This is a genomic window from Burkholderia sp. lig30 (assembly GCF_000687455.2).
Lineage (GTDB): Bacteria > Pseudomonadota > Gammaproteobacteria > Burkholderiales > Burkholderiaceae > Burkholderia.
In genome coordinates, this window is record NZ_JGVW01000072.1 from 1 (window position 1) to 26,902 (window position 26,902).

Sequence of the window (26,902 nt, forward strand, 5' to 3'; positions counted from 1 at the left end):
GGGTTTGCCGAACGCTTACGTACCGACCGCCCGCACCGACAATAAACCAAAAAATTGCCCAGAGCATCGGCAATGCAAGTCGTCCGCCTACCGCCAACGCCAGGATGACCGAGGCTTGGTCAATGACGGTCGAAATTGCGAGTCGTGTGTGCGACGGAGCAGGCATAAATCGCACGGTAAGGTACGTGACAACACTAAATGCGACGTAAAATAAAAAAGCGGCGACCATCGCATTGGCCGCTGCCGTCGGATGAACTATGGCCACAATGCCATAGACGACGAGCCATAGCGGACTCAGTATCATTCGCAGCAGCGCTTGCTCCATCTCGGGCTGATGCTGATATTTCCCCAAGAATGATTGCCACGTTTTGGCATCCGACGTACCCACAGTCGTCGATTCGTTATCGTTCGTCGTAGCGTTGTGCATTTTTTTTGGCGGCTCGTGGCCTTTCGATGCCGCTTCTACGTTGTCTAGCTGAAGCGTGAGGGCGGGCAAATTCGGTGCCTGTCTATTACTCTCCGACGATTTTCACTCGCTATCGTCTCTCAAACCGAGCATCAAAGCCTGCCGCACCGGCACAACCACGTGCGCCTGCGGTCAGCCTCTTGACGATGTTCGGAGTGCGTGAGTGCACAACTTAATGCTCCGAATTTCCCGCAGGAATCCTGGCGGGCAGCCCATCGTACACTTTAACTGGCGATTAAGAACAGTGTATTTCAATCCTCGCAGGCAAGAAAAAAGCCCGCGCTCGGCGGGCCGAAAGCTGGAGGAGACAACGAGACTGCGCTTTGAGTGTATGACCTCGGCAGGGCACCGGTATGAGGGTATACGTGTGTTCTTGGCAAACTAGCGCCAGCGGCGCGGCTAGATACTATCGTCCTTCTCCTGACCGGCGTGATGAATCTACGCGCCTACGCAAGTGAGTTCGGCTTTGCTCGAAGGCACGAGGTCATCAGTGGATGACGAAGGCGGATGTCAGCAGACAAGGAAGTAATCCTGGATTGCAGTAAGGTTTTTGGGGTGTGTATGTCACGTCATGACATACTTTACGCTCTCTCAGGTTCTGGCAATGGCCCTCGGATTTGGCCAGAATCTTTTTGGCCGGCACCTCGTGGTGTCCGGCCTTTTTTCAGTCATCGTCTGGTCACGGTTCCAGAGAGCTCCCGCCCAATTCACCGGATTTCCGGTATGTATCGAAGTGCGGTTCTGCCACCTCGCTGCTATCGGCATCGACGAAACGTAGCGAGGATGCGGTGATAGCGGCGCTGGAGCACATCCCAATCGGCCTATAGGGGCGTATCGACCTCGGGAAACCCCTGCACGTGCCCGGCAGTCCTCAATACCCGATTCGCTCAAACAGATGGCTTGATGCATCCACTACCGACTTTGCCTCCGTCGCGTGCAGCCTGTTTGCTTGGATAAGTGCGTACCGCGCGTGAGCCAATCCTGCGCCGTACGCTTGCTGAGCCAATCGAACCGCATGGCAGAGAAGCCGCTGCGCGTACCAGTTCAGCAAATCGGCGCGCTATTCCATTTCGCCCGGTAGCGCATGGGCTGACAGCACAACATCCTGCCCCCATCAGCAGGGACAACCGCCCCCACAATCGGACCAGCGCCGCATCGGAAAATGCGCCATGACGGCATCGCTGTCAATGACCGTAGTCATGCAATAATTTGTGGAGAAAATTGGCGATATGGTGCAATAGAAAAATTAAATTAATTTAAACGTTTGCTTGTTCAACGAGCACAGCTCAAGCACTGTTAAACTTTGTCAAATTACCGTTAACCCGAACAAACGGTTGGTGTTGCTCAACTTCCCATCGACGCGTCAAGAGCGCGAAAGGTACTTGAAGGGTAGTCGCCGTTTGCCGAAATAGAGCAGCGGCGATTTCAACGCCGACAGAATCAGACGACGTACCGCTTTTGCTCACTCGCTAGAAGTGTCATCGACGGAGTCGAACGTTGCCGGCCGACGACGATAATTCGGCTGCCTATTAGGTGAATTTTCGTCCATGACCGCATCCATTGCCGAATGTATCGAAAGACAGCTGCTGCGTCCCGCGTTCCAGCCCATTGGCGCGCTCACTTCGGGTAACGTTATCGCTTTCGAGGCGCTGATTCGTGGGCCGGCGGGAACGTCCCTGGAGAGCGCAGCGGCATTGTTCGAACGTGCGCAGCTCGAGAGCGCCGCACTCGAGTTGGAGCGTGGCGCCGCGCAAATAGCGCTCACCGCATTCGGGCAAGCGCGGCTGCCAGGCAAGCTCTTTGTGAACTTCAGCGCAGACGCCATCCGCGAACTCGCTGAGCGTCGAGACGAGCTGCTTGCACATCTCTCAACGCTGCAGTTGAGCTCGGACCGTATCGTCATCGAGCTGACCGAGCAAGCGGCCATCGGTGACTTGAGCACCCTCGCGGCTGCCGTCAGCCACTTGCGAGCATCGGGGATGCAGCTCGCACTCGACAACTACGGTTCAGGCAACGCCAATCTGACGTCGTGGAAAGGTTTGAGGCCGGACTACATCAAGATTGCCCGCGCAATTGTTGATGGCGCGGGCAAGTCGCCGGTTCGCATCGAAGTGTTGCGCGCACTGCGCCAAATTGCAGAAGCTGCTCACACTCAGCTCATCGCCGAAGGAATTGAGAACGCAGAAGACCTGATGGCTTGTCGCGACTTAAGAATTGCCTATGGTCAAGGATTCTTTCTGGGCCGGCCAAAATGGGAGCCGGTTGAACACCTGGAGGAGGCCGCACGCTCTGTGATTCGCGACAGGGCGATAACCGTATTTCCGGACGCCACTTCGCAGACCACACGCGCCTTCTCGGTGGGGAAGCTGGTTACCATCGCCCCAACGTTGTCGCCCGATGCGACCAACAATCACGCGTTCGACCTGCTGACGCAATGCCCTGACCTGCACGCGGTTGCCATTGTCGAGGGCGGAAAGCCGGTTGGGTTGCTCAATCGTCGTGCTTTTCAGAATGCCTATGCGCGTCCGTTCCACCGGGAAATCTATGGCCGGAAGAGCTGTATGGCATATGCCAACTTGTCGCCCGTGATGGTCGAGAAGTCGGCCACGACGGATGACTTGGCCGAACTGTTGACGAATGATGACCAGCGGTATCTCGCGGAAGGCGTGATTGTCGTCGAAGACGGTCAATATGTCGGAGTGGCCACGGGAGAATCGCTGGTGCGGGCAGTCACTGAGGTTCGCATCGAGGCGGCGCGGTATGCCAACCCGCTTACCTCGCTGCCAGGGAATATTCCCATCGACATGCACATCAAGCGGCTGGTCGAACGCGGTGCTCCATTTCGAGCGTGCTATTGCGACCTGAACAACTTCAAGCCCTTCAATGACCAATACGGTTACTGGAAGGGAGACGAAATGCTAAAGCTCGCCGCATCCATTCTCAAGGAAGCCTGCGACCCGCGCCGGGATTTCCTCGGCCACATCGGCGGCGACGATTTCCTGATTTTCTATCAGAGCGAAGACTGGGAGTCACGGCTTCGGACTGCAATGCAGCGTTTCAATGAAGGCGTCAGGCAACTGTATACGCCTGCCGACATCAAGGCAGGAGGCATACATGCGGAAGACCGCCACGGCGACCTGCGCTTCTATCCGTTTGTGACCCTTGCCGTGGGTGTGGTGCCGGTCTCTGCGGGACTGGATGTTGATGGTGATGCGATTGCGTCACTCGCTGCAATCGCCAAGCGCGAAGCCAAAAAATCGGACGACAGCTTCCATGTTGCCGACTGTCCTCGTAGTGCCGCTTGCTGCGAGGTTCCGTCCACCTGTTGTAGCTGAGGGCCGGCGCGCCTAGATGGTGCCCAGGCGGACAACTTCAGACAATATGCGTGACATCGGTCAGCGATAGGCTGTTTCAATTTGCTCGCGCACGAGAAGTCGCATCTAATTGAACCTCTACTGTCCGGATACCGCGCATGGGAGGGCATCATGGCTCAGCACAATACGGAAGAACTCGTCCGAGCAATTGCAGCAGACCTGCATACGCCAACCGAAACCGTGTCCAAGATGTTTTCGGACGTGTGGACCGAATTCAGCGACGGTGCAACCATCACGGACTATCTTCCCTTGTTAGTCGCGCGACGCGTCCGTGAAAATCTGCGCTCTAATCCGCCAGACCGCCACTGAGTCGCCCGCCCACTTCGCGGGGCAAGTCAAACGACTGCCATGAGCGTGTTCTACGCTTCCCAGACAGGATGAAGCTGGTAGAGGCGTGCGTTAGCCGTTGGGGGCAGGCCACCGTGGTCTCCTCGCGGCAGGTCAAGATTTCCGCTTCAAGGAGCGAGCCATGAGCGATGTCGCGAAGAGACCCGAGGCTGTGGCGCAAAAGGCGGGGACCGATTTCATGGTCGCGCTATGGGCCACATCGTTCGATTGCCTCGAAAGGCTAGTGACGGCCAATGCGCGGTTTGCTGAATCATCCCTCTTGGCCAGTCACGACGCGCGAACCCTAGTCGGGGCAGCAACGCAGGCACATGCGTCACACCGACAGCTCGCCAATCACGCACTGCAGACCATCGACGGGATTCAGTCCTATTGGTCCGACGTTCGCGATTTGATGTGGGGAGCGCACGCCAAATTCATCGCCGCCGGGGAGGCGCTGCTTGCGCAACACCAATTCGATGCGCTCGATTTCATCGACCGGTTGAGAGAAACGACCGCTGCAGGCGGTCAAATCACCATGACGGCGTGGGGCGCGCTGTTGCGCCCCGCAAATACGAGCACGGCGACAGAGCACGAAATCCCGAACGGTGCCGCGAAACCGGTGCCGCATCGTAAAGCCGGCCATGCCAAGCTCGAGACGCCGGCAGACGACCCGCGCGCTTGATGGCGCACCTTGACGCGCCCACCGGTATGTTGGCGCGATGTCAGAGAGCGACCGAAGGGCTGCCAGATTATCTCGGTAACACCCCAACCATCGGCGTATCACCGGACTATCGGGCCGCCCGCAGCATCTCGTAGGCCCGGTGAATGCGGTGTTTCTTCTGGTCTTGCAAGTAGGCAATAGCTTCGTCGACGGCATCGGGCTGGCCGAATCGGGATGCGCATTCACGCAGCAACGCTTCGCTGGCGACGATGTCGTTCAGCGCGCCCAGTTCGTCCTGAGCATCCTTTAATCGCTCAATCGTTGCTTGATGGCTGACGCCGAGGACGGGCGAGAAAAATTCGAGCAAGTACCGCAACTTCTTTCCCGTAATCCGGACGTCGTGAAGCGCCGCGTAGCCGGACACTTCATGCGAGGTGGCACGTTTTACGCACTTTTCCAGGGCTTTTTCGGCCAGTTTCACCCGGTCCTTGGCGAATTCCGCCAACGGCGGCTTCGAGGCGGCAGAAGCCAGCTGACCGTTGGCGCTGTCCATTGCGCGTTCCAGTATTTCCTTAAGGCCGGCTTCCTGGATGGTGCGGCAACTGAACGAAACCGCTTCGCGACGACGGTCGTCCACACACGTCAGCAACGAAGTGCGTGGGTGCCGGGCCGATTCGTATGCGACGAGCAGTTCGCGCACGATATCCCAGTCGCGCGTTTTGCCGGCAGCGGCCGCGAGCACTTTGAATTGGTCTCGCCAACGCTCGGCATCGGTCTCGTCGAGCAGGGGGCGGTAGGCCCACCAGAGCGACCGCAACCGTCGCAGCGCAACACGCAGCTTGTGAAATACCTCTGGGTCGGCGTGCGAATCGACCTGGTCCGCCCGCCGCACAGCCTCCTGGGCGGTCGCGGTGGCCAATAGCAGAAACGCCTCGTCAACGGATGTGCCCGGCTTCTCCAGGCCCGAAAGCTGGCGGGCGGAGGACAGATGTCGGCAGGACGTTTCGTTCGATTCCCGCCCTGCCGGGCTCGCAGATGGCTGATTCATCGCGTGACCTTCCAGTAACTGGAAAGAGTGAGAAACGTGGAACAGCATCCAATGAGAAAGCCCACCGGCACTTGATGAGCGTCAAGCGCCCCTTTTACTTGGCCATGGAATCGGGGGCGAACCGGAGGTACGCGGGACGCCAGTTCATCCTCAAACACGGAATTCGAGCGCCTTCAATGACCCGAACAAGCGATGCCCGTCAATTCCGGCACGAATCTGGCGCGCCGGCGAGAGGGGGTAGGCCCATTCGGAAAAAGTCCCGCGAATTCCCCGGATTACGGCCCCAATTTACTGCTTATTGCCTTCACCTACCTGACAGTTTGACGAGGTAACTGTGTCCGTTGATTCGCGGAGCAGCGCCCACGACGTGTATTTAACTGTTTGGTGGCCGAAGAATGCTCCTGTCTTTTCCAACCAGGCTCCAGCCACTGTCCGCCGTGCTATTCGGATTTTCTTCCAGAAGCCACCACGTGCCGCACACGGAGCATCGATAGAAGGCGACCTTCACCCGTGCGCTGAACATTGGGCGATGCTTCCGGGCCTGACCGTCCTGAACCAAAGTGGGATGAGCATTGCCATTCGGCCCGGATTGAAGCAATTCTTCACATGCTTTGCAGTGCATTAGATGTTGTCGTGTCACCAAGTTGACACATTTTATATGTGCGCTCGCAATTGGTGTGGCACTTAATGCAGTTTTCGGTTGTTGAGGGCGCCGGCGCTCGGTAGAGGGTGGCGGAGTTTGGCTTAGGAGCCTGCGTCAACAGGTACCGGCGCGTCGGTTGAACCGGGCAACATGGGTCGAAGCATGTTCGCAATTGCGTCCTCGGAGACCGCTGCGCTGTACAGGAAACCCTGGCCTTCGACGCAGCCGTGCTTGATGAGAAAGCGCCGATGAATATCGAGCTCCACGCCTTCTGCGACCACATCGAATTTCAACGCGTTGGCGATTGCGATGACGGCAACCGTCAGCGCCTCGTAACCGGTGTCGCGGCCGATTTCCTGGACGAACGCCCGGTCAATCTTGACACGGTCGATACTGAAGCGTTTCAGGTAGCTCAAGCTTGAGTAACCGGTGCCGAAGTCATCAATTGCGATTTTCACGCCAAGCTCGCGCAAGTCGCGCAACACCCGCGCTACCGCCTCGGCATTGCGCATGAGTGCGCCTTCCGTCACTTCGAGTTCAAGCATTTCCGCCGGCCAGTCGGCGTCGTCCAGCGCGGAGCGCACGATGTTCAACAGGTCGGAATGCTCCAGTTGGAGCGGCGAAACGTTGACCGACACCCGGATGGGCGCCTGGCCCGCGTCGCGCCATTGCCCAGCCTGCAGGCACGCCGTGCGCAGCACCCATTCACCGATGTCCCGAATCATTCCCGTTTCTTCGGCGACAGGGATGAATACGGCAGGCGATACGTTGCCAAGCTCAGCGTCATGCCAACGCAGCAAGGCCTCGACGCCCACGACACGCCCGGTCATCATGTCAATCTGGGGCTGATAGGCTACCCGCAAGCCCTGGGCCTTGACCGTTTGTCTCAACCGGGTCGAAAGCTGCAGTTTCTCGGCGGCTGCACGATGCAACTCCGGTCGGTAGAACTGGTAGCCGTTTCGTCCATTCGCCTTCGCCAGGTACATTGCCGCATCCGCGTTTCGTATCAAGGTGTCGGCATCCTCTCCGTCGAGCGGATAAGTGCTGATGCCAATACTGGCTTCGATATACAGCTCCTGCTCGTCCACATGAAATGGCTCGGCCATCCCGGCAATCAGTCTGTCGAGCATCGGTATCAACTGTCCATCCTTCAACGGCTCGACAACGATGAGGAACTCGTCTCCGCCGTAACGCGCGACCAGGTCTCCGGAGCGTACCAGTCGCTGCAAGCGTTTCGCGACGCGCACCAGAAGCGCGTCGCCTACGCGGTGGCCGAGCGAATCATTGACCTCCTTGAAGCGGTCGAGGTCGAGAAAGAGCACTGATACCTGGTCATCGCTCCCGGCAGCACGCCGAATCATCTCCGTCAGGCGCTCGTCGAGATGAGTGCGGTTTGGCAGGTCAGTCAATGCGTCGTACCGCGCCTGATGCTGCAGGCGAGTCTGATATTCGACCAATGCCGTGACGTCGCTCATGACACAGACATGGTGAGTGACCGCGCCACTCTCGTCGCGCACCGGGGCGCCGAGGACATTGACCCAAAACTGTTCACCACTTTTGCGTGTACAGAACAGCGTGACGTTCGCTTCGGTGTTGCTGTCCATGGCCTGGCGCACGTGCTCCCACGTCTGCGCCTCACCTGCCCCCCCAAAGAGCGTATTGCAGTCGGCACCGGCTACGTCTGACGGCGAATAGCCGGTGATGCGTTCGAAGGCCCGGTTCGCGAACGTCACGATATGACGGTCATCCCGTCGTTCCGCGATGATAATTCCGTTGATGCTTGCGTCTATCGCCCTGGCTTGCAGGCGCAGAGCCAACTCGGCATTGCGTCGGGCCGTGATGTTTTCGTACGCGATAAGTACGCCAGTGATGGCGCCGCTCTGGTCTTTCAGCGGCAACTTGGTTTCCGAAATCCAGACTTCCGAGCCATCGACGGCAACCGCCGCACGTTCATAGTGCTTTTTGGTCACTCGGCCACGCATCACGCGCGCATCTTCATTCAGGACCTCCTGCGGGTCGTCACCCCAGTGCAACTCCCAGTCGGTCAGACCAATCAAGGCACTTCGGGACGGCAGCCCCGCATCCCGCGCATAAATCTCATTGCCGCCGGCATAGCGATGGTCGGCGTCTTTCCATGCAATGCCCTGCGGAATATGGTCGAGTACATACTCGAGGGTTTGCTTCGACTTGAACAACTCTGCCGTGGCCATCGTCTCGGTGGTGACATCCACCATGACAGCCATGGTGGACGGGGAACCTTCGAATTCCACGTTCAGGTAATGAACGTCCATCGAGCGACGTTCCCCCGCCTTCGTCTGATGCACCCATACGCCGATTGACTGCGTTTCGCCGTAGACCCCTTCAGGTTTCGATGCGCGAGCGTCGGTCAGGCGTGCGAGCTCATCTGCCGGGCACACATCCCGCATCGACATGTTCAATAACTCAGATTCGGAATAGCCGAATGCACGTAACGCAGCACCATTGACGGCAACGATGCCCAGAGAGGCATCGTCAAATATCCAGATAGGCAATGGATGTTCGTCAAAGAATCGCTGGTACTTCGCCCGAGACGTGTCGGCCGAGTGCAGGGCTGTTCTCAGTTTACGTGAGATGAGCGAGTTCCAGCGAATCAGTGCAAGCAGCAGAATCGACGCCGTCGCACCGCAGACCAGTACGGCATCCGTGACCCATTTTGCATCCGATGAGGACTTGCCTACAGTGGAGCCAATGGTGGCGTCGGCCGCCAACGTCCCCAAACATCCGGGCTTGCCAAAGAGTCGATAGGTGACGCCGTCGCTCGTCTTCGCGCGCATCACTTGACGGTTGGATGAGGCGAGAACCTCCATCGTTCTGCTGTATCGATGCGGTTGTCTCCAAGGGGAGTCGATGTGCGACAGCTCCTCGGAAGCATGCATCTTCCGCGAAGCGACTATTGTATACGTTTACGCAGTATATGTTTGTAAAGTATACGTTTGCGAAGTAGACGGAAAGGTCATGTTGCGCCAACCTCCGGGCCATGACCGAAACCGACAGCAAAGACATCGACCCGTACCTCCGACGCCGGCTGGCAGAACATGTCCGGCGCCTGCGCTCGGAAAAAGGCATCTCCCAGGAAGCGCTCAGCGTCCAGTGCGGCTTCCACCGAACGTATGTGAGCCATATCGAACGGGCTGCGACTAACATTACGCTTGACAACCTGCAAAAGCTCGCCTCTGGGCTCGGGGTAGACCCAGCGGAGTTACTTGGCCGTTAGGCGAGTCGTGAGTTCAGCTCGAGTGAGCTCGTCGAAATTGCTTGCTGGTGATGGGTTTCGGGTTCTCGGCAGAGAACGTTGTGTCGACTTCTCACGCGTAACAAGAACCGCTGCACCGGCGGCGCTCATACAAATGCCGTGTACCGAGTCCCGGCAACGCCGAACCTCCGGCTCCTTCGTGGCAAACAAGGCATGTCCCAAGAAAAACTTGCGGACCGTGCTGGCTTGCATCGCACTCAGGTCAGCGCAATCGAGCGCGGACGGTCGAACGTCATGGTCGACACTCTTGTATCGTTGGCCCCCCCGCTCGGCGTCGATTCGGTGGAGTTGATTATTGAGCGGGACGAAGAACCGGTGCCGAGGAAGGGGACCGCAAGAAGACGCGGGATAAGCGAGCTGGTGAGTAGGCGCGCAAACGGCTGGCACCGGTCGGCTGAATCGTAAAGTGGTGGATGCGACCTCGTGTCGAAATGGCCTGACGGTGGACTCCCGGTATCGCATCAATCCAACGGGCGAGACCCGCAAAAGTCGAAAAGTTCAGAAACGACTTGAAATTCTCGTTAGGAGCCGGTCGTGCCACTTCCCCGTGTGCACAACTCTGCTGCCCACACCAAAAGGTGTGGACAGCCGCCCTGCGGGCGGTTCCAGAGTTGCACACACTCGAACGTCTGACGCGCCGGCTTCGCCGGCTTGCCCCATTTATAAAAAAAGCACTGCAACCGTTGCCCGTAATTTCACGCTAGAAAGCGAACAGAGTCACAAAACCACTTGCTGTACCAGTTCCTGCCGAACGTCGCGAAGCGCGAGATCTCGTTGTGTCTGTACATCCGCAGCAATGACGTCGGGCTCGGCACGCCGTTCAACCTGACCGAAGGGGCCGCGCTGCTGTCGCTCGTCGGCCGCCTGACCGGCTACACGCCGCGCTGGTTCACCTACTTCATCGGTGATGCGCACATCTACGAGAACCAGCTCGACATGCTGCAGCAGCAGCTCGCGCGCGAGCCTTACGAGAGCCCGCGGCTCGCGATCGACGCGCGCGTGCCGGACTATGCGCAGACCGGCGTGTATGCGCCGGAGTGGCTGGAAAAGGTGGAGCCCACGGACTTCTCGCTCGTCGGCTATCGCCATCACGAGCCGCTGACCGCGCCGATGGCGGTCTGATCGCGCGTGCCGGCGCAGCGCGGCCGGCGATCCGCTGCATGCCGCGACGCGGCCCGATCGGCGTAAGCCGGCCGGGCCGCTTTTTCATGCGCCGGACCGGTTATTCGTGGTGCCGGTTCGCGTGGCTGTCGTCGTGCGCGGCTGGCGGAGGCGGTGTGGCTGGCGCGTGCTGTTGCGGCGGCGGTGGCGGCGGCGCAAGGCGTGGCGGTGGCGGTGGCGGCGCGGGGCGTGGTTGCGGCGGTGGTTGCGGCGGTGGTTGCGGCGCGGGGCGCGGCTCCACCCGGGGCGCCTGCATCTGCGGCCGGGGTTCCATGCGCGGCGCCTGAACTTGAGGTTGCGGCTGCGGGCGCGGCGCTTCATGAACAACCGGCGGCCGGTATTCGTTGTTCACGCGGGGCGGCGCATATTCCTGACGCGGGGCCGGCGCCGTGTACTCGGCGTGCGGGCGGGGTATCGGCGCGGCGGATTCCGGGCGCGGCTGCGGCTGAGGCGCCGGCGCGCTGTAGTCCGGACGAGGCTGCGGCCAGGTACGCATCGCGGGTGCTGCGCCGGCCTCGCGTGCGACCGGCGCAACCTGCATGCGTCCTTGAGGCGGGGGCGCGGCGTCCGGGTGCGGCATTGTCGCGTCGCGCGCACGCGGTGGTGGTGCGGCCGGTGCGGCCGGAGGCGCGGCTGGCGGCAAGCCGGACGGCCTCGTTGCCGGCTGTTGCCGGTCAAGCGGCGGGTGGGGTTGCATCCACGCCGGCGCGGAACGCGCGTCACCGCGGAGGGCGGGCGCGTCACCCGGAGACGGCGGGCGCGGCACGCCGCGCTCCTGCACGATGGCCGGGCGCGTTGCGCCGCCGTTCGCGGGCTGCCGTGCGTCCGGCATCGCGCCGCTCATCGGGCCGCTTGTGCCGGGAGCTGCGCCGTTCATTGGCCGGGCGCCATTCGGTATTTCGCCGGTCGCGGGCCGGGGCACGTTCGACGCGGCGCCGAGGCCGGGCTGCGGTGCGCCAGGCAGCCCGGCGTGCGCGCCGCCGGGCTGACCTTCGCGCGGCGCATGCGACGGCTGCATGACCGGGCCGTGTGGATTGACGAGCTGCACGTTGCGCATCGCCCAGCCGCCGGCCTGCGGATTACCGGGCACACGCACCGGGCGCGGCGTGTAGTCGGGCGGCGGCGTCGTCTTGACCACGGGGGCGCCCGCGCCGGGCACCTGCCTGCCTTGCCGGGCGAGGTGCGCGGCCGCCTCGTCGCGATAGGCGGGCGGCACGGCCGGATTGCGGGTCGCGACGACCGGCCGCTGCGCGACGACGGCCGGCGGCTGGTACGCGGCGGCGCGCAAGCCGCTCGTGAAGCTCTGGCGCACCGGCGCGATGCCCGGCGTGCCGGGCGACACGCGCGCACTGCGCCACTGTTGCGGATCGACGTGCTGCGAGAAGTGCGCGACCGGCTGGCCGTGCACGAACGCGGTGGCGGGGATCGCGGTGATCGCGCCGGGCGCGCGGTAGTTGACGTAGGTGTTGTGGATGTTGGTGATGTTCACGTTGTTCACCACCACGGTCCGGTTGACGCGGTCGTAGTAGTGCGGGCTCCAGCCGCCCCAGCCCGGCCGCCAGGGCTCGCCCGGGCCGAGCGGGAACCACGCGACGCCGGCCGCGGCCGCGCCGCCCACCGCGAGGCTCACGCTCCAGTCGGCGCCGTCGTCGCCTCCGCCCACGAATGCGACGAGCGCCGGCGCGTAGACCGGGGGCGCGCTGACGACGAGCGGGCCGGGCACCCAGGCCCAGCTGTCGTCGACGTATGCCCAGCGACCGTAGTGGTACGGCGCGAAGCCCCACGGCTCGTCGTCGACCCACGTCCAGCCCCAGGGCGCCTGCCAGATCCAGTGCCCCGTGTGGTACGGCGCCCAGTCCGACGGAACGTCGTTCGGCACCCACATCGCACCGTAGGCCGGGTCCTCGCGCCAGGTGCCGTTCACGTCGAGATCCTGATAGCCCGGGATGTCGCGCGACACGTAGCGGGCCGACACCGAGCGGTCCTCGGCCGCGTCGCGGCCCGCCGCCCACCGGTCGAACGGATCGTAGCCGGGGGCGGGCGACTGCTGCGCGACCTGCAGGCCGGTGCCGGTGAACGTGACCTGCTGGCCGGGCGACAGCGGGAACTGGCCGGCGTCGCCGTAGACGGTCGCGCTGCCGCGCCGCACCGTCACCGTCGTGCTGGCGCCGTCCGGCGCAACGTCGACGCGATAATCTCCGGGCGCGTCGATGCCGAGCGCGAGGTTCGGCGTGTCGATTTCGTATGACGTGCCGGGCGGCAACGCGCGCACATGCGTCGACAGCGTGCCGAGGCCGATCTTGAGTTGCGTCGTCGCGTCGTCGAGGTTCAGGATCGACAGGCTCGTCGATTCGCCGAGCCGCACCGCGGTCGAGCCGATGTGCAGCTCCGAGTGCGCGCGCGTGTCGTTCCAGAGTTGGTCGCCGGTCGTGAGCGGCCGGTTAACGGCCGCGTACGACCAGCTGTCGGTGCCGGCCGGCTCGGTCGTCACCGCGCCGGACAGGAAATTGAGCCGTGCGATGCGTCCGGGCGGATCGCCGCCCGGCTGCCGGGCAGCCGCATACGGCGGGCTCCCGGACGATTGCGCGAAGGCGGGAGGCAAGGCGGCCAGCACGGCGAACGCGAGCAGCGTGAAGCGGGTGGTGCGCTTGAGGGAGAACAGGGGGGCCATGATGAGCGTCTTCGTCTCGTGATCGCGGCGCGTCGATTCGTGCCGCTGAACTCACTCTATCCGTTCGGCCTGTTTCCGGAACCGGTGTTTTGTAAGGCGGGACGCCCACCGTGTAACAAATCTTGTCCGCGAACCGGCGCGTGTCGCGACGGTTCGGCACACGACGCACGGCCGATCGTGCACCGCCGTCGCTGCCGCGGTGGCTGAGCGGTGGCGGTCCGTGCCCATGCTCACGCGCTGCGACGCGATGCCGCAGCCCGCCGTATAATCGCCGCATCATACCAATCCCCGCGCAGCCTGGAGCCAAGATGTCCGTCTCGTCCCCCGCCCCCCTCGATCGCACCGAAACCGTATTCCGTTTCCTCGCCGAGCCTACGTCCGTGAATTTCGGCGGCAAGGTGCACGGCGGCGCGCTGATGAAATGGATCGACGAGGTCGCCTACGCATGCGCGGCGGTATGGTCGAGCCGTTATTGCGTGACGGTCAGCGTCGGCAACATCCGCTTCCAGCGGCCGATCCTCGTCGGCAACCTGGTCGAGCTGAAGGCGCGTGTCGTGGCCACTGGCCGCACCAGCATGCACATCCACGTGTCCGTGCACGCCGGCGACCCGAAGGGTGGCGTGCTGCGCCAGACGACCGACTGCCTCGTGGTGTTCGTCGCGGTCGACGAGAACGGCAACCCGGTGCCGGTGCCGCCGTTCGTGCCCGAGACCGACGAGCAGAAGCGCCTCGCGAAATACGCGGGGGACGTGCGCGCGGCGCTCGACAAGATCGTCGAGCTGAAGCCGGAGGAAGTCGCGAAGGGCGAAGTCTGACGCGCGCTGCGCGTTGTTGCCGCCGGGACGAAGCCCGGCGCCGCGCGTTGATCTCGTGAAGGTGCGCCGACGCGTGTTCGTGTGCGTTGCCGGCATGTTGCGCGCGCCGATGTCCGCCGCCGGCGCGCGTGTCAGCCGTCAGCGCGAGCCGGTCATCTGTTCCGGACGCACCCACGCATCGAATTCGGCGTCGGTCAGATAGCCGAGCGCGAGCGCCGCGGCCTTCAGCGTCGTGCCTTCCTTGTGCGCCTTCTTCGCGATCTGCGCGGACTTGTCGTAGCCGATGTGCGGATTGAGCGCCGTCACGAGCATCAGCGATTCGTTCAGCAGCGCGTCGATGCGCGCGCGGTTCGGCTCGATGCCCACCGCGCAGTGGTCGTTGAAGCTCTGCGCGCCGTCGGCGAGCAGCCGCACCGACTGCAGCACGTTGTGCGCGATCATCGGCCGGAACACGTTCAGCTCGAAATTCCCGCTCGCGCCGCCGACGTTGACCGCGACGTCGTTGCCGAACACCTGGCAGCACAGCATCGTCACAGCCTCGGACTGGGTCGGATTCACCTTGCCCGGCATGATCGAGCTGCCCGGCTCGTTCTCCGGGATCGACAGTTCGCCCAGCCCGCAACGCGGCCCGCTCGCGAGCCAGCGCACGTCGTTGGCGATCTTCATCAGGCCGGCCGCGACGGTCTTCAGTGCGCCGTGCGCGAACACCAGCGCGTCGGCTGCGGCCATCACCTCGAACTTGCTCGCCGCGGTCACGAACGGCAGCTGCGTCAGGCGGCCGATTTCGTCTGCGACCCGCACCGCGAATTCCGGATGCGCATTCAGCCCCGTGCCGACCGCGGTGCCGCCCAGCGCCAGCTCATATAAATGCGGCAGCGCCGATTCGACGTGGCGGATGCCCTGGTCGAGCTGCGCGACATAGCCGGAGAATTCCTGGCCGAGCGTGAGCGGCGTCGCATCCTGCAGATGCGTGCGGCCGATCTTCACGATGTCCGCGAACGCGCGTGCCTTGCCGTCGAGCGTCGTGCGCAGCGTGCGCAGCGCGGGCAGCAGATGGCCGACGATCGCGCACGCGGCCGCGACGTGCATCGCGGTCGGGAACACGTCGTTCGACGACTGGCCTCGGTTCACGTCGTCGTTCGGGTGGATCTTGCGCGCCTCGCCGCGCACGCCGCCCAGAAGCTCGCTCGCGCGGTTCGCGATCACCTCGTTGAGGTTCATGTTGGTCTGCGTGCCGGAGCCGGTCTGCCAGACGGCGAGCGGGAATTCGCGCGGATGCTGGCCGGCGATGATCTCGTCGGCCGCGGCGATGATCGCGCCGGCCTTGTCCTCGGCCAGCACGCCGAGCGACTGGTTCACCGCCGCCGCCGCGCGCTTGACGATCGCAAGCGCGTGAATCAGCTCCGGCGCCTGCTTTTCGGTCGAGATCCGGAAGTTCTGCAGCGAGCGCTCCGTCTGCGCGCCCCAGAGCCGGGCGGCGGGTACGGCGATCTCGCCGAACGTGTCGCGTTCCATCCGAACTGCTTCGTTCATGATGCACTCCTTCGTGAGAGAGGAAGGGCCGCGCATGCGCGGCAGCGGGTGTATCGGGGGAAAGCAGTCGCGCCGCTCGCGCGCGGCGTCTTCAACGGACAAGCATAGCGCCGCCGGCGGATTCGCGGCGGCCCGCGCTCACGCGCGCGCGGCGAGCGACGCGCTCTTGCGGTGGAACCGCCACGCCATCAGCGCGGCGACGCTCGCGAGCCCGGCGGCCAGGCCCCACCAGAGGCCGCGCGCGCCGAGGCCCGCGTGAAACGCGAGCCAGTAGCCAGTCGGAAAGCCGATGCCCCAGTAGCCGAAGGTCGCGGCGATCATCGGGATGCGGGTGTCCTTCAGGCCCCGCAGGCAGCCCGAGCCGACCGTCTGCATGCCGTCGACGATCTGGAACACCGCGGCGATGCCGAGCAGCGACGCGGCGAGCGCGACGGTGGCGGCGTTGGCCGGATCGTCGAGGTTCAGGTAGAGGCTGACGATCGCACGAGGCGCGGCGATCATCACGAGGCCGGACAGCGACATGAACGCGACGCCGAGCCCGAGCGCGACGAAGCCGGCGTGCCGCGCGGCCACGGGCGCGCCGGCGCCGACCCAGTAGCCGACCCGGACGTTGGCCGCCTGGCCGATCGCGAGCGGCACCATGAACGAGACCGACGCGACGTTCAGTGCGATCTGGTGCGCGGCGAGCGAGGTTTGCCCGAGCACGCCGACCGTCAGGCCGGTGGCGAGGAACAGCGTCGCTTCGACCCCGTAGGTGATCGCGACCGGCCAGCCGATGCCGAGCAGCTCGCCCATCAGCGGCAGCTTCGGGCGCGCGGCGGTCACGAAGTGCCGGAAGCGCGTGCGGCTGTGCAGCAGCCAGACGAGCGCGAGCGCGGTGAGCCAGATCGTGATCGTGGTGGCGACCGCCGAGCCGAGAAAGCCGAGGCGCGGCAGGCCGAACGCGCCGTGGATCAGCCCGTAGTTGAGCACCGCATTGATGCCGACGCTGCCGATCGAGACCCACAGCAGCCGGCGCGCGGCGCCGATCGCGGGCAGGAACGCGCGCATCAGGCCGACGCCGATCAGGCTGCCGAGCGCCGCGAAGCGCAGCACGTCCGAGTATTGGCCGACGTCGCGCGCGAGCGTCGGCGGCTCGTGGAACAGCAGCAGCATCGGCTCGGCCAGCGACAGCGCGACGATCGCGGGGATCGCGAGCAGCAGCGACAGCGCGAAGCCGGTCCAGTAGATGTGCGGCACGCGATGGTCGGCCTGTGCGCCGCGCGCGTGCGCGACGCTGACGCTGACCGACGACAGCACGCCTTGCAGCACCGTCACGACGACGAAGAACAGGTTCGCGCCGAGGCCGCCCGCCGCGAGCGCGTCGGGGCCGAGCGAGCCGAGCAGGATGGTGTCCGTGACGCTCATCGCCATTTGCGAGAGCTGCGCAATCGCGAGCGGGGCCGCGAGGCGCGCGGTGTCGGCGGCGTGACGGGAGAGCGACGGCGGCGTGGCGGCCGTCCGCGTGAGACCGGAATGCGACATGCGATGGGCTTGCGCGGGTGCCGGCCCGCGCTGTGGTTATTTTGAGAGAAAGCTAGCTTACGGTTTTCCGCGCACGCTGTCGATCAAGCGCCCGATGGCCCTGTCGCCGGGAGGGGCGGCTACGCGTCGTGCACCGCGATGCGCGTGTCGCCGAGCAGCACCACCTGGCCCGCGCGGATCTTGCAGGTCTTGCGAAGCTCGACCGCGCCGTCGACTTTCACCGCGCCGGACGCGACGATCATCTTCGCGGAACCGCCGCTGTCGGCGAGGCCGGTGATCTTGAGAAGGTTGTGCAACTCGACGAATTCGCCGGTCAGCGTGAAATCCAGATTGGGCATGACGCAAAGGGTGCGCGGGGCGCGAGACAAATCGTTTCGCATCATACGGCACGGCGGGCCGGTACGCGAGCGCGGTGGGGGCGGCGCGGGGGGCAGTCGGTCACGCGCGGACGGCCGGAGGTGTAAGCGAGTGTGAGCGATTCGTCAGCAAATGAAACGTCGGGTAACAGTCTGCGAGATTCGCGAACCGGCGGCGCAGCGGCCGGGTCTCTAGCCATACCTGCCGCATGTTGCGGCGGGGCAGGCGGCGGCCCGTGTTCCAGCGGGCCGCGCCAACAACTTCCAAGAGGAGCTTAGCGATGTCCAGGATTCATACGATGCTGATCGGTGCCGCGCTGGCGGCGTTCGCCACCTCGGCTGCCTTCGCGCAGACTGCCCAGACGGGCGCGCAGGGTTCGCTGGGCGCCGGCGCGCACGTTCAGACGCCGGTCGGCGGCGTGGGCGCGCAAGCGCAGGCGGGCGCGGGCGCCGATGCGTCCGGCAACGACGCCGGTGCCGCTACGGATGCGGTGAAGGACGGCGCATCGGCGACCACGCACGCGGCGAAGAAGCACGTCAAGCACGCGTCGAGCGCGGCGAAGCACCACACTGCGGCGGCGAAGGCGAAGACTGGCGAAGCGCTCGACGGCGCGGCGTCGGTGCAGGGTGGCGCGGCGGCCGGCGCGAACGGTGCGGCGCAGGCGCCAGGCGCCGCGCAATAAGTGCCGAAGCCGGTGCCGGCATGACGGTTCGCCCCGGAAGGCCCGTCGTGCCGGCGGCGGCTCGGCAACGGCCCGGTTCGCGTCAGGCGGACCGGGCCGTTTCGCATGCGCGGGCCGTCAGGGCCGGCGCTGCTGCTGCGTGCCCGGCCGGGCCGGCACGCTCGTGAACATGCTGCGCAGCCAGGAGGCGAGGCGCGCGAAGACGTCATCCGGCTCGTCGACGAAGATTTCCGGCTTCAGGAGCCGAAGGTATTCCATGATCTGCTGCGCTTCGGGCTTCTGGAACGAGCCGTGCGCGAGTCCCAGCCGCAGCAGGCCACGCAACTCGCCGAGCTTGTCGCGCGCGGTGCTGCCCGAGCTCATCTCGCATGCGAGCTTGGCTTCGTAGATCCGCTGGCGCAGCGATTCGGCGAGCCGCCACGCGGGCGTCTGCATCCGCTCCTCGAGCGTCTGGATATCCAGCACCGCGCTCTTGATCTGCGCGGCGAGGGGATCGACGAGCTCCTCCTCGCCCTGTGCCTCGGAGACGATTGCCCGCGCCCAGTCGCGGCACGCCTTCGCGAGTTCGTCCGGCGTCCATTCGGAGCGCGACGCGAAGCCGAAGCCGAATTCGCCGGCTTGCCGCATCAGGATGGCGACGACGTCCGGAAATTCCTTGTCGAGCGCGCGCTTCGCCCATGCGTACTGGCCGCCTTGCAGCATCCGCTGCACGGCGTGCTCGGTGAGCGGCACCATGTTGTCCAGCAGCTTGGCGCGCAGGAAGTCTTCGAACGACGGCGTCGCGAAATGCGGGTCGAGCTTCTGCGAGACGCGCACGAACGCGTCGTAATCCTTGCGCAGCGACTCAACAGTGTCGTCCTTGAGGGAAAGAGTGATCTGGCCCATGAATCGTCTCGATGGCGGCCCGGGTCTGCCGGATGCCGACGGATCGCCCGCCGGCGGCGCGGGGACGCGCCGGGCATGCGAGACGGGCCAGTGCGCCCGCAATCGTCGACAGACCGGAAGTCGCCAAGGCTGATGGCGGGTCTTCAATCGTTTATCGGCGGCGCGGCGCGAAACTTGAGCGGCGCGCGCACGGGCGGACATTCGGGGGCGCTGGCCCGGCCCGCGGACGTCGGAACGTCAGGACCTCAGGACCTCCGGACGTCAGGCCGGCAGCCAGCCGTGCGGCAGCACGATACCCTGCCAGAAGAAGAACACCGCGAGCCCGGCGGCGATGGTCACGAGCGGGCGGCGCGTCGCGGCCGACACCAGCACGGCGGCCAGCGCGCCGACGAGCTGCGGATTGCGCCAGGTCAGCTCGGCCGCGCCGCCGTGCGGCGAGACGGTCATCGGCACGATGATCGCGGTGAGCACCGTCACCGGCACGAAGCCGAGCGCGGTGCGCACGAGCGGCGGGAATGTCAGGCGCTCGCCGAACAGGAACAGCGTGGTGCGAATCGCGTAGGTGATGATGGCCATGCCGGCGATCAGAAGCGCGTAGCTCACGAGGCGGCCTCCGTGCGCGATCCGGCGCGCGAGCGGTCGTAAAGCGTCAGCGCGACGCCGACCGCGACGCCGGCGGCGACCGCGCCGAGCAGGCCGAGCTTGTACGGCCAGGCTTGCCAGAACCAGGCGAGGGTGCCGGCCGTCGCGGCGGCCGCGAAATAGCGCAGCGTCCCGAGCTGCGGGACGACGATCGCGATGAAGGTGGCCGCCATCGCGAAATCGAGACCGAGGGACTGGAGCCCCGGGAACGCCGCGCCGAACCACAGGCCGGCGATCGTCCAGAGCTGCCAGTTCAGGTACATCGCGACGCCGGAACCGAAGAAATAGTGCGGCCCGATCGTGCCGGGCGGGAAATGCCGGTAGTGCGTGTACGCGACGGCGAACACCTCGTCCGTCAGCAGCGCGCCGAGCGTCGCGCGCCAGCGAAGCGGCAGGTGGGCGACGTACGGCGCGAGCGTGGCGCTGTACAGCAGGTGCCGCAGATTGACGATCAGCGTGGTCGCGAGCACGACGGCGAAACTCGCGCCGCCCGCGATCAGGCCGAGCGCGATGAACTGCGCGGAACCGGCGAAGACGGCGACGGACATCAGCGCGCCATGCCAGCCCGTGAGCGGGCCGGCCGTGACCAGCGTGCCGAAGATCACGCCGAACGGCGCCGCGCCGACCATCATCGGGATCGTGTCGCGCGCGCCGTCGAGCCACTCGTTCAGTGGGCGGCGGGGGGACGGGTTGGACGGGTGATTCAAGAACTGCTCCTCCATGAGACATGGAGGATAGCCCCCGGAGGCGCGCGCGGCTTGTACGTTCTTGCGCCGAATGCGGGATTTTTCGTGGCGGCTACGATCGCGTGCGCGCGCCCGGCTCGTTGCGGAGTCGCGTTGCCGATGCGCGGCGCTCGAAGGCAGGGGGGATGGCCGTATCGGCATGGGCGCAGCCGGCACGCCAATCCGCGTCAGCGCGCCTGCCAGCGCCCGGGCGGCACGCCGAACATGCGCTTGAAATGCCGGGTGAAATGACTCTGGTCGACGAAGCCGCTCGCCGCTGCGACGTCGGCGACGGGCACGCCGGCACGCAGTGGCGCGAGCGCGCGCTGCAGCCGCAACTGGTTGCGCCATGCATGCGGCGGCATGCCGGTCGTGCGCGAGAAGAGGCGCGCCGCGTGGAACGGCGACAGGCCGGCCGCCTGCGCGACCTCGTCGAGCGTTACTGCGTTCGTCAGGTCCGCGGCGAGCCGCGCCTGCATCGCTTCGACGCGCGGCTCGTCGGTGGCAAGCGGGGGTGGCCGCGGATGCGTGTCGGCGTGGCGGACGATCAGCGTCGAGAACGCATCGAGCATGGCGGTCTGCGCGGCGAGGGGATCGTAGATTCGCCGCGCGCCGCCAACGGCCGCGTCGGCCACCGTTGGCCCATGTTCGTGCTCGTGCGACGCCGCCGCCCGCTCGCTGCCGGCTTCCATCAGCCGGTGCGCATGCGCGACGCGCGCGGCGAGGTCCGGATCGCGGATCACGTCCGGTGGAAACCACGGGGCGTCCTGCGGGTGGCCGGTGATTGCGCGCGCGAGCGAGCGGATGAATTCGACCGGCACGTAGCTGACCCGGTAGCGCCAGCCGTCGTCGGTCGCGCGCGAGCCGGTATGCACTTCGCCGGGATTGATCACGGGCACGGTGCCCGTCTCCGCGACGTAGCCGGTGCCGCGACAGGTGTAGCGCTCGGCACCTGCCTCGATGACGGGGATCGTGTACGCGTCGTGCCAGTGTGGCGCGAACGCATGGTCGCGATAGGTGGCCGTGACGAGATCAGCGCCCGGCAGGAGCGGGGTGCGCCAGTAGCGGGCGGAGTCTCGGGAGCGGGCGGCGGGCATGGCGGGGCGCGGAAACGGTCGGGCCGATAGTGTAGACCGGCGCGCGGCCGGCCCGCTTACTTGACCGGGATCGGCGTGTCGGCGGGCACCGGCACCGCGGTGACGCTGTTCTTCGGGCTGCCGCTGACGACCCGGTCGCTGTAGGTCAGGTAGACGAGCGTGTTGCGCTTCCTGTCGACGATGCGCACCACGTGCAGCGTCTTGAAGACGAACGACATCCGCTCGCTGAACACGTCGCTCTGCTGCCTGAGCGGCTCGCCGAAGCGGATCGCGCCGACCTGCCGGCAGGCGATCGATGCTTCGGTCGGATCTTCGGCGAGGCCGAGCGAGCCCTTGATGCCGCCGGTGCGCGCGCGCGACACGTAGCAGGTCACGCCGGCGACGAGCGGATCGTCATAGGCCTCGACGACCACGCGGTCGGAGCCCGTCAGGTGGAAATTGGTGTTGACGCTGCCGACGTCCTCCGCGTGCGCGAGCGGCGCGACGGCCAGCGCCGCGAGGACGGGGAGGGGCGACACGGCGGTCATGAGGCGGCTCTTCATCGGCGGGTCGGAAGCGAGGTCTGCGGGAGACAGACTCTAGCACGCGCGCGGCGGCATGCCGGAAAAACAAAAGGCCCGTCGAATGACGGGCCTTTCGCTGTTTGGCTCCCCGACCTGGGCTCGAACCAGGGACCTACGGATTAACAGTCCGGCGCTCTACCGACTGAGCTATCGGGGAATAAAAACGGTTCTGCGTCTGTCTACCATGTAAAAACCCGTCCAGCGGGCTTTTGCATTTTTTTGGCTCCCCGACCTGGGCTCGAACCAGGGACCTACGGATTAACAGTCCGGCGCTCTACCAACTGAGCTATCGGGGAACAAACAGCAGAGAAACGAGATTTTATTGGGTGTTGGCTAGCCTGTCAACACCTTTGATGCGTGGCCGCTCACTTTTTCGGGCGCGCGGCCGTGCGATCAGCGCTCGAGCAGGTGCAGCTTGTCCTGCACGTCCTTCCACTCGTCCGCGTCGGCCGGCGCCGGCTTCGTCTTCGTGATCGACGGCCAGGATTTCGCCAGCTCCGCGTTCAGCGCGGTGAACTGCTGCTGGTCGCCCGGAACGTCTTCTTCGGCATAGATCGCATTGGTCGGGCACTCGGCCACGCACACCGCGCAGTCGATGCACTCGTCCGGATCGATGGCGAGAAAGTTGGGACCTTCACGGAAGCAATCCACCGGGCACACATCGACGCAGTCCGTGTATTTGCACTTGATGCAGCCTTCGGTCACAACGTGAGTCATTCAAAACGCTCCTGCTTGGCGGTGTATATGGGGTGGCGTGGGCGCCAAAACGCGCATTGTAACTGATGAGCAAAACCCGTCTATCACACTCGGCTTTTCGGCTTATACCGTTTCGTGATTAGTTTATGGCCGCAGGCGTCAGCGACGGCCATCCGGATGGTCCGGCACGCATTCGGGTAACATGGCCGCAGGCCGGGCGGCGCGCGGTGCGCCGAGTCCTGCCCCGATTCTGGCGGTTCCGCAATCATGATCATCACTTCGCTGCTCGACACCGACCTGTACAAATTCACGATGATGCAGGTCGTCCTGCATCACTTTCCGGCCGCAAGCGTCGAGTACCGCTTCAAGTGCCGCACGCCGGGCATCGATCTCGTGCCGTACATCAACGAGATCCGCGACGAGGTGCGCGGCCTGTGCGCGCTGCGCTTTTCCGACGACGAGCTCGACTACCTGCGCCGCATGCGCTTCATCAAGAGCGATTTCGTCGATTTCCTCGCGCTCTTCCACCTGAACGAGAAATACATCTCGATCGCGCCGTCGCCGAACGGCAACGGCGAGATCGACATCGCGATCAGGGGGCCGTGGCTGCATACGATCCTGTTCGAGATCCCGGTGCTCGCGATCGTCAACCAGGTCTACTTCCGCAACACGCAGCGCGATCCCGACTACGGCGAGGGTCGCGAGCGGCTGCGCGAGAAGATCGCGCTGCTCGGCGCGCGTCCCGAATTCGCCGACTGCAAGATCGCCGATTACGGCACGCGGCGGCGCTTCTCGAAGGAGTGGCACGAGGAGGTCGCGCTCACGCTGCGCGACGGCCTCGGCCCGCAGTTCGCCGGCACCAGCAACGTGCTCTATGCGATGAAGCACGGCATCACGCCGCTCGGCACGATGGCGCACGAGTACCTGCAGGCATGCCAGGCGCTCGGCCCGAGACTGCGCGACTCGCAGACCTACGGCCTCGAGATGTGGGCGAAGGAATACCGCGGCGACCTCGGCATCGCGCTGTCGGACGTCTACGGGATGGATGCGTTCCTGCGCGACTTCGACATGTACTTCTGCAAGCTGTTCGACGGCGCGCGCCACGACTCGGGCAACCCGTTCGAGTGGGGCGAGCGGATGATCCGGCATTACGAGGAGAACCGCTGCGACCCGCGCACCAAGGTGCTGGTGTTCTCCGACGCGCTCGACATCCCGAAGGTCATGCAGCTCTACGAACGGTTCCGCGGGCGCTGCAAGCTCGCGTTCGGGGTCGGCACCAACCTGACCAACGACCTCGGCTACGTGCCGCTGCAGATCGTCATCAAGATGGTTCGCTGCAACGGCCAGCCGGTCGCGAAGCTGTCCGATTCCCCGGGCAAGAGCATGTGCGACGACAAGGCGTATCTCGCCTATCTGCGCCAGGTGTTCGGCATCGCGCAGCCGGCCGACGACGCGTCGCAGTAATCGCCCGCCGGCCGCCTGGCCGAGGGTGTGCGCGGGGAGGGCGGCCGGTATAATCCGGGCGGTATCGTTGGCCAACGTCACAAGGATCGTTCCATGGACACTTCCGCCGCCCGTCGCAACATCCTGGCGCGCATCCGTGCGGCGCAGGGGCGCACGGCCGAACCCGACGCTGCGGAGCGCGACAGTGCCGCCGATTACGTGGCCCGTCGTCCACAAGGGCCGCGCCCGCCATCGCCCGCCGATCTCGTCGCGTGGTTCGTCGACGAGGCCACCCAACTCTCGACCACGGTCGACGAAGTCGCGACCCTCGACGACGCGCCCGCCGCAGCGGCGCGTTACCTGTCCGCGCACGGCCTGCCCACGCGGGCGGCCGCATGGCGCACGCTGGCCGGCCTCGACTGGGCGCAGGCCGGCCTCGATGTCGAATTCCGCAAGCCCGGCGACGGCGATCTCGTCTGCGTTACCGGCGTTTTTTGCGCGACGGCGGAAACCGGATCGTTGGTTCTGCTGTCTAGTCCCGATACCTATGCGTCGGCCGGCCTGCTGCCGGAGACGCATATCGCAATCGTGCCCGCGTCGCGGATCGTCGCCGGCCACGAAGATGCGTTCGCGCTGATCCGCTCGGAGCGTGGCGAGCTGCCGCGCGCGGTCAACTTCGTGTCCGGCCCGTCGCGCACGGGCGACATCGAGCAAACCATCGTGCTGGGTGCGCACGGCCCGTATCGCGTGCACGCGATCGTCGTGCGCGGCGCGTGACGCGTTAGGCGCCTGCACCCGCCGCATCTCGAAAGGAAGTCACCATGAAACGACATGCCGCCTGGGCGGGCATGGCGTCGGGGGCTGCGCTTGGCGCGGCTCCCGCGCTCGCGTCGGCCGCGACACTCGACGGCGCCACCCTGTCCGCACTCTGGGGTGTCCCGTTCGCCGGGGTCCTGTTGTCCATCGCGCTGTTCCCGCTCGCCGCGCCGGTGTTCTGGCATCACCACTTCGGCAAGATCGCGGCCGCGTGGGCGACCGCGTTCCTGATCCCGTTCGCCGCCGTGTTCGGCGCCGGCACCGCGTTCGGCACGCTCGTGCATGCGCTGCTCGACGAGTACATCCCGTTCATCGTGCTGCTGACGGCGCTGTACACGGTGGCGGGCGGCATCTGCGTGAACGGCAACCTGCACGGCACGCCGCGCCTCAACACCGCCATCCTCGCGCTCGGCACGGTGCTCGCGAGCGTGATGGGCACGACCGGCGCGGCGATGCTGCTGATCCGGCCGCTGCTGCGTGCGAACGACAACCGCAAGCACGTCGTGCACGTCGTGATCTTCTTCATCTTCCTCGTCGCGAACGCGGGCGGCTCGCTGTCGCCGCTCGGCGATCCGCCGCTGTTCCTCGGCTTCCTGAACGGCGTGAGCTTCTTCTGGACGACCGCGCATCTCGCGCTGCCGATGCTGTTCATCTGTGCGGTGCTGCTGACGGTGTTCTACCTGCTCGACACGCATTTCTACCGGACGGGCGGCGAGGCGCGTCCGGCCGCCCTCGACCCGACGCCCGACGACGCCGCGCTGTCGATCGACGGCAAGATCAACTTCGTGCTGCTCGCCGCGGTGATCGCGCTCGTGCTGATGAGCGGCATCTGGAAGCCCGGTGTCACATTCGATGTGTGGGGCACGCGCGTCGCGCTGCAGAACGTCGTTCGCGACGCGGCGCTCGTCGGCGTCACGTTCGCGTCGCTCGCACTCACGCCGCGCTCCGCGCGCGAGGGCAACGCGTTCAACTGGGCGCCGATCGAGGAGGTCGCGAAGCTGTTCGCGGGCATCTTCGTGACGATCGCGCCGGTGATCGTGATCCTGCGTGCGGGCGCCGACGGCGCGTTCGCGACGATCGTCCATCTTGTCACCGGGCCGGACGGCAAGCCGGTCGATGCGATGTACTTCTGGGCGACCGGCCTGCTGTCGTCGTTCCTCGACAACGCGCCGACTTACCTGGTGTTCTTCAACCTCGCGGGCGGCGACGCGGTGTCGCTGATGACCACGGGGGCGACGACGCTCGCCGCGATTTCCGCGGGCGCGGTGTTCATGGGCGCGAACAGCTACATCGGCAATGCGCCGAACTTCATGGTGAAGGCGATCGCCGAGTCGCGCGGCGTGAAGATGCCGAGCTTCTTCGCGTATGTCGGCTGGGCGGTGGCCGTGCTGGTGCCGGTATTCCTGCTGACGACGTGGATATTCTTCCCGGCGTAAGCTGGCGATTTTCAACGATGGGCATGCGGCACATCGCGCGATGCG

General features: G+C 65.1%; 22 protein-coding genes, 2 tRNA genes and 2 pseudogenes. 11 read left to right on the forward strand and 15 right to left on the reverse strand.

The features are described from left to right. Positions 1 to 496 (reverse strand): annotated as a pseudogene (locus tag LIG30_RS11085) (hypothetical protein); the annotation flags it as partial. A 1,517-nt stretch (positions 497 to 2,013) separates the two neighbouring features. On the opposite strand from LIG30_RS11085, the gene LIG30_RS11095 reads away from it, so the two are divergent. The 3 genes from LIG30_RS11095 (at position 2,014) to LIG30_RS11100 (ending at position 4,849) form a co-directional block, all read left to right on the forward strand. Beyond that, complete coding sequence (locus LIG30_RS11095) at positions 2,014 to 3,801, forward strand: GGDEF domain-containing protein (RefSeq protein ID WP_038712090.1); 1,788 nt, start codon at positions 2,014 to 2,016, stop codon at positions 3,799 to 3,801. 150 nt (positions 3,802 to 3,951) lie between these two features. After that, positions 3,952 to 4,149, forward strand: a complete 198-nt coding sequence (locus LIG30_RS25245) for a DUF3562 domain-containing protein (protein WP_083493990.1) — start codon at positions 3,952 to 3,954, stop codon at positions 4,147 to 4,149. Positions 4,150 to 4,309: 160 nt separating this feature from the next. Then, positions 4,310 to 4,849: a hypothetical protein gene (locus tag LIG30_RS11100; protein ID WP_038712091.1), complete on the forward strand. Its 540-nt coding sequence runs from the start codon at positions 4,310 to 4,312 to the stop codon at positions 4,847 to 4,849. Between the two features lie 106 nt (positions 4,850 to 4,955). Here the strand turns inward: LIG30_RS11100 and LIG30_RS11105 are convergent, their stop codons facing one another. Then, positions 4,956 to 5,876 (reverse strand): CHAD domain-containing protein, encoded by a 921-nt coding sequence (locus LIG30_RS11105; protein ID WP_160326692.1) that lies wholly within the window; start codon positions 5,874 to 5,876, stop codon positions 4,956 to 4,958. A gap of 744 nt (positions 5,877 to 6,620) precedes the next feature. Continuing rightward, a complete protein-coding gene (locus tag LIG30_RS11110; RefSeq protein ID WP_051994970.1) occupies positions 6,621 to 9,365 on the reverse strand; it encodes a sensor domain-containing protein in 2,745 nt (914 codons plus the stop codon). Between the two features lie 170 nt (positions 9,366 to 9,535). On the opposite strand from LIG30_RS11110, the gene LIG30_RS11115 reads away from it, so the two are divergent. The 3 genes and pseudogenes from LIG30_RS11115 to LIG30_RS11120 form a co-directional block, all read left to right on the forward strand. Then, positions 9,536 to 9,772: a helix-turn-helix domain-containing protein gene (locus LIG30_RS11115; RefSeq protein ID WP_038712093.1), complete on the forward strand. Its 237-nt coding sequence runs from the start codon at positions 9,536 to 9,538 to the stop codon at positions 9,770 to 9,772. Between the two features lie 138 nt (positions 9,773 to 9,910). Further along, entirely contained in the window at positions 9,911 to 10,216 is a 306-nt protein-coding gene (locus LIG30_RS25250; RefSeq protein WP_268760698.1) for a helix-turn-helix domain-containing protein, read from the forward strand. 321 nt (positions 10,217 to 10,537) lie between these two features. After that, positions 10,538 to 10,933: pseudogene (locus tag LIG30_RS11120) on the forward strand (thymidylate synthase); the annotation flags it as partial. A 100-nt stretch (positions 10,934 to 11,033) separates the two neighbouring features. On the opposite strand, the gene LIG30_RS26790 reads toward LIG30_RS11120, so the two are convergent. Beyond that, positions 11,034 to 13,643: a DUF6600 domain-containing protein gene (locus LIG30_RS26790; protein WP_038712095.1), complete on the reverse strand. Its 2,610-nt coding sequence runs from the start codon at positions 13,641 to 13,643 to the stop codon at positions 11,034 to 11,036. Positions 13,644 to 13,951: 308 nt separating this feature from the next. On the opposite strand from LIG30_RS26790, the gene LIG30_RS11130 reads away from it, so the two are divergent. Next, positions 13,952 to 14,458, forward strand: coding sequence for an acyl-CoA thioesterase (locus tag LIG30_RS11130; protein WP_038712096.1), 507 nt, complete (start codon positions 13,952 to 13,954; stop codon positions 14,456 to 14,458). Positions 14,459 to 14,596: 138 nt separating this feature from the next. Here the strand turns inward: LIG30_RS11130 and fumC are convergent, their stop codons facing one another. The 3 genes from fumC to LIG30_RS11145 form a co-directional block, all read right to left on the reverse strand. After that, positions 14,597 to 15,991, reverse strand: a complete 1,395-nt coding sequence (gene fumC, locus LIG30_RS11135; protein ID WP_038712097.1) for a class II fumarate hydratase — start codon at positions 15,989 to 15,991, stop codon at positions 14,597 to 14,599. A 138-nt stretch (positions 15,992 to 16,129) separates the two neighbouring features. Then, complete coding sequence (norM, locus tag LIG30_RS11140; RefSeq protein WP_038712099.1) at positions 16,130 to 17,515, reverse strand: multidrug efflux MATE transporter NorM; 1,386 nt, start codon at positions 17,513 to 17,515, stop codon at positions 16,130 to 16,132. Between the two features lie 119 nt (positions 17,516 to 17,634). Next, positions 17,635 to 17,853, reverse strand: a complete 219-nt coding sequence (locus tag LIG30_RS11145) for an RNA-binding S4 domain-containing protein (protein ID WP_038712100.1) — start codon at positions 17,851 to 17,853, stop codon at positions 17,635 to 17,637. 299 nt (positions 17,854 to 18,152) lie between these two features. Between LIG30_RS11145 and LIG30_RS11150 the strand changes: the two genes are divergently transcribed. After that, positions 18,153 to 18,554 (forward strand): hypothetical protein, encoded by a 402-nt coding sequence (locus LIG30_RS11150; protein ID WP_038712101.1) that lies wholly within the window; start codon positions 18,153 to 18,155, stop codon positions 18,552 to 18,554. A 117-nt stretch (positions 18,555 to 18,671) separates the two neighbouring features. Here the strand turns inward: LIG30_RS11150 and LIG30_RS11155 are convergent, their stop codons facing one another. The 8 genes from LIG30_RS11155 to fdxA all read right to left on the reverse strand — a co-directional run bounded on the left by LIG30_RS11155 (position 18,672) and on the right by fdxA (position 23,183). Further along, on the reverse strand, positions 18,672 to 19,439 hold the full coding sequence (locus LIG30_RS11155; RefSeq protein WP_038712103.1) for a DUF4088 family protein: 768 nt from the start codon (positions 19,437 to 19,439) through the stop codon (positions 18,672 to 18,674). A gap of 261 nt (positions 19,440 to 19,700) precedes the next feature. After that, positions 19,701 to 20,042 (reverse strand): AzlD domain-containing protein, encoded by a 342-nt coding sequence (locus tag LIG30_RS11160; protein WP_038712104.1) that lies wholly within the window; start codon positions 20,040 to 20,042, stop codon positions 19,701 to 19,703. Continuing rightward, positions 20,039 to 20,803 carry an AzlC family ABC transporter permease gene (locus LIG30_RS11165; protein ID WP_038712106.1) on the reverse strand — a complete coding sequence of 255 codons (765 nt, stop codon included), beginning with the start codon at positions 20,801 to 20,803 and terminating at the stop codon, positions 20,039 to 20,041. Before LIG30_RS11165 ends, LIG30_RS11160 begins: the two co-directional genes overlap by 4 nt. 191 nt (positions 20,804 to 20,994) lie before the next feature. Then, a complete protein-coding gene (locus tag LIG30_RS11170) occupies positions 20,995 to 21,903 on the reverse strand; it encodes an AraC family transcriptional regulator (RefSeq protein ID WP_038712108.1) in 909 nt (302 codons plus the stop codon). 56 nt (positions 21,904 to 21,959) lie between these two features. Beyond that, positions 21,960 to 22,445, reverse strand: coding sequence for a CreA family protein (locus tag LIG30_RS11175; RefSeq protein WP_038712109.1), 486 nt, complete (start codon positions 22,443 to 22,445; stop codon positions 21,960 to 21,962). 102 nt (positions 22,446 to 22,547) lie between these two features. Further along, a tRNA-Asn gene (locus LIG30_RS11180) sits at positions 22,548 to 22,623 on the reverse strand. 63 nt (positions 22,624 to 22,686) lie between these two features. Beyond that, positions 22,687 to 22,762: transfer RNA gene (locus tag LIG30_RS11185), tRNA-Asn, on the reverse strand. Between the two features lie 97 nt (positions 22,763 to 22,859). After that, positions 22,860 to 23,183: a ferredoxin FdxA gene (gene fdxA / locus LIG30_RS11190; RefSeq protein WP_038712111.1), complete on the reverse strand. Its 324-nt coding sequence runs from the start codon at positions 23,181 to 23,183 to the stop codon at positions 22,860 to 22,862. Positions 23,184 to 23,429: 246 nt separating this feature from the next. Between fdxA and pncB the strand changes: the two genes are divergently transcribed. The 3 genes from pncB (at position 23,430) to LIG30_RS11205 (ending at position 26,857) form a co-directional block, all read left to right on the forward strand. Next, complete coding sequence (pncB, locus tag LIG30_RS11195) at positions 23,430 to 24,626, forward strand: nicotinate phosphoribosyltransferase (protein WP_038712112.1); 1,197 nt, start codon at positions 23,430 to 23,432, stop codon at positions 24,624 to 24,626. A 93-nt stretch (positions 24,627 to 24,719) separates the two neighbouring features. Beyond that, entirely contained in the window at positions 24,720 to 25,382 is a 663-nt protein-coding gene (locus tag LIG30_RS11200; protein WP_038712113.1) for a LutC/YkgG family protein, read from the forward strand. A gap of 44 nt (positions 25,383 to 25,426) precedes the next feature. Next, positions 25,427 to 26,857 (forward strand): sodium:proton antiporter, encoded by a 1,431-nt coding sequence (locus LIG30_RS11205; RefSeq protein WP_038712114.1) that lies wholly within the window; start codon positions 25,427 to 25,429, stop codon positions 26,855 to 26,857. Positions 26,858 to 26,902: the final 45 nt, after the last annotated feature.

Coding starts and splice junctions, on each gene's coding strand:
- norM (WP_038712099.1), bottom strand. CDS start 17,515: ATGTCGCATTCCGGTCTCACGCGGACGGCCGCCACGCCGCCGTCGCTC.
- pncB (WP_038712112.1), top strand. CDS start 23,430: ATGATCATCACTTCGCTGCTCGACACCGACCTGTACAAATTCACGATG.
- LIG30_RS11145 (WP_038712100.1), bottom strand. CDS start 17,853: ATGCCCAATCTGGATTTCACGCTGACCGGCGAATTCGTCGAGTTGCAC.
- LIG30_RS11100 (WP_038712091.1), top strand. CDS start 4,310: ATGAGCGATGTCGCGAAGAGACCCGAGGCTGTGGCGCAAAAGGCGGGG.
- LIG30_RS11205 (WP_038712114.1), top strand. CDS start 25,427: ATGAAACGACATGCCGCCTGGGCGGGCATGGCGTCGGGGGCTGCGCTT.
- fdxA (WP_038712111.1), bottom strand. CDS start 23,183: ATGACTCACGTTGTGACCGAAGGCTGCATCAAGTGCAAATACACGGAC.
- LIG30_RS26790 (WP_038712095.1), bottom strand. CDS start 13,643: ATGGCCCCCCTGTTCTCCCTCAAGCGCACCACCCGCTTCACGCTGCTC.
- LIG30_RS11170 (WP_038712108.1), bottom strand. CDS start 21,903: ATGCCCGCCGCCCGCTCCCGAGACTCCGCCCGCTACTGGCGCACCCCG.
- LIG30_RS11115 (WP_038712093.1), top strand. CDS start 9,536: ATGACCGAAACCGACAGCAAAGACATCGACCCGTACCTCCGACGCCGG.
- LIG30_RS11155 (WP_038712103.1), bottom strand. CDS start 19,439: ATGGGCCAGATCACTCTTTCCCTCAAGGACGACACTGTTGAGTCGCTG.
- LIG30_RS11175 (WP_038712109.1), bottom strand. CDS start 22,445: ATGAAGAGCCGCCTCATGACCGCCGTGTCGCCCCTCCCCGTCCTCGCG.
- LIG30_RS11150 (WP_038712101.1), top strand. CDS start 18,153: ATGTCCAGGATTCATACGATGCTGATCGGTGCCGCGCTGGCGGCGTTC.
- LIG30_RS25245 (WP_083493990.1), top strand. CDS start 3,952: ATGGCTCAGCACAATACGGAAGAACTCGTCCGAGCAATTGCAGCAGAC.
- LIG30_RS11200 (WP_038712113.1), top strand. CDS start 24,720: ATGGACACTTCCGCCGCCCGTCGCAACATCCTGGCGCGCATCCGTGCG.
- fumC (WP_038712097.1), bottom strand. CDS start 15,991: ATGAACGAAGCAGTTCGGATGGAACGCGACACGTTCGGCGAGATCGCC.
- LIG30_RS11105 (WP_160326692.1), bottom strand. CDS start 5,876: ATGAATCAGCCATCTGCGAGCCCGGCAGGGCGGGAATCGAACGAAACG.
- LIG30_RS11130 (WP_038712096.1), top strand. CDS start 13,952: ATGTCCGTCTCGTCCCCCGCCCCCCTCGATCGCACCGAAACCGTATTC.
- LIG30_RS11110 (WP_051994970.1), bottom strand. CDS start 9,365: ATGGAGGTTCTCGCCTCATCCAACCGTCAAGTGATGCGCGCGAAGACG.
- LIG30_RS11095 (WP_038712090.1), top strand. CDS start 2,014: ATGACCGCATCCATTGCCGAATGTATCGAAAGACAGCTGCTGCGTCCC.
- LIG30_RS11165 (WP_038712106.1), bottom strand. CDS start 20,803: ATGGAGGAGCAGTTCTTGAATCACCCGTCCAACCCGTCCCCCCGCCGC.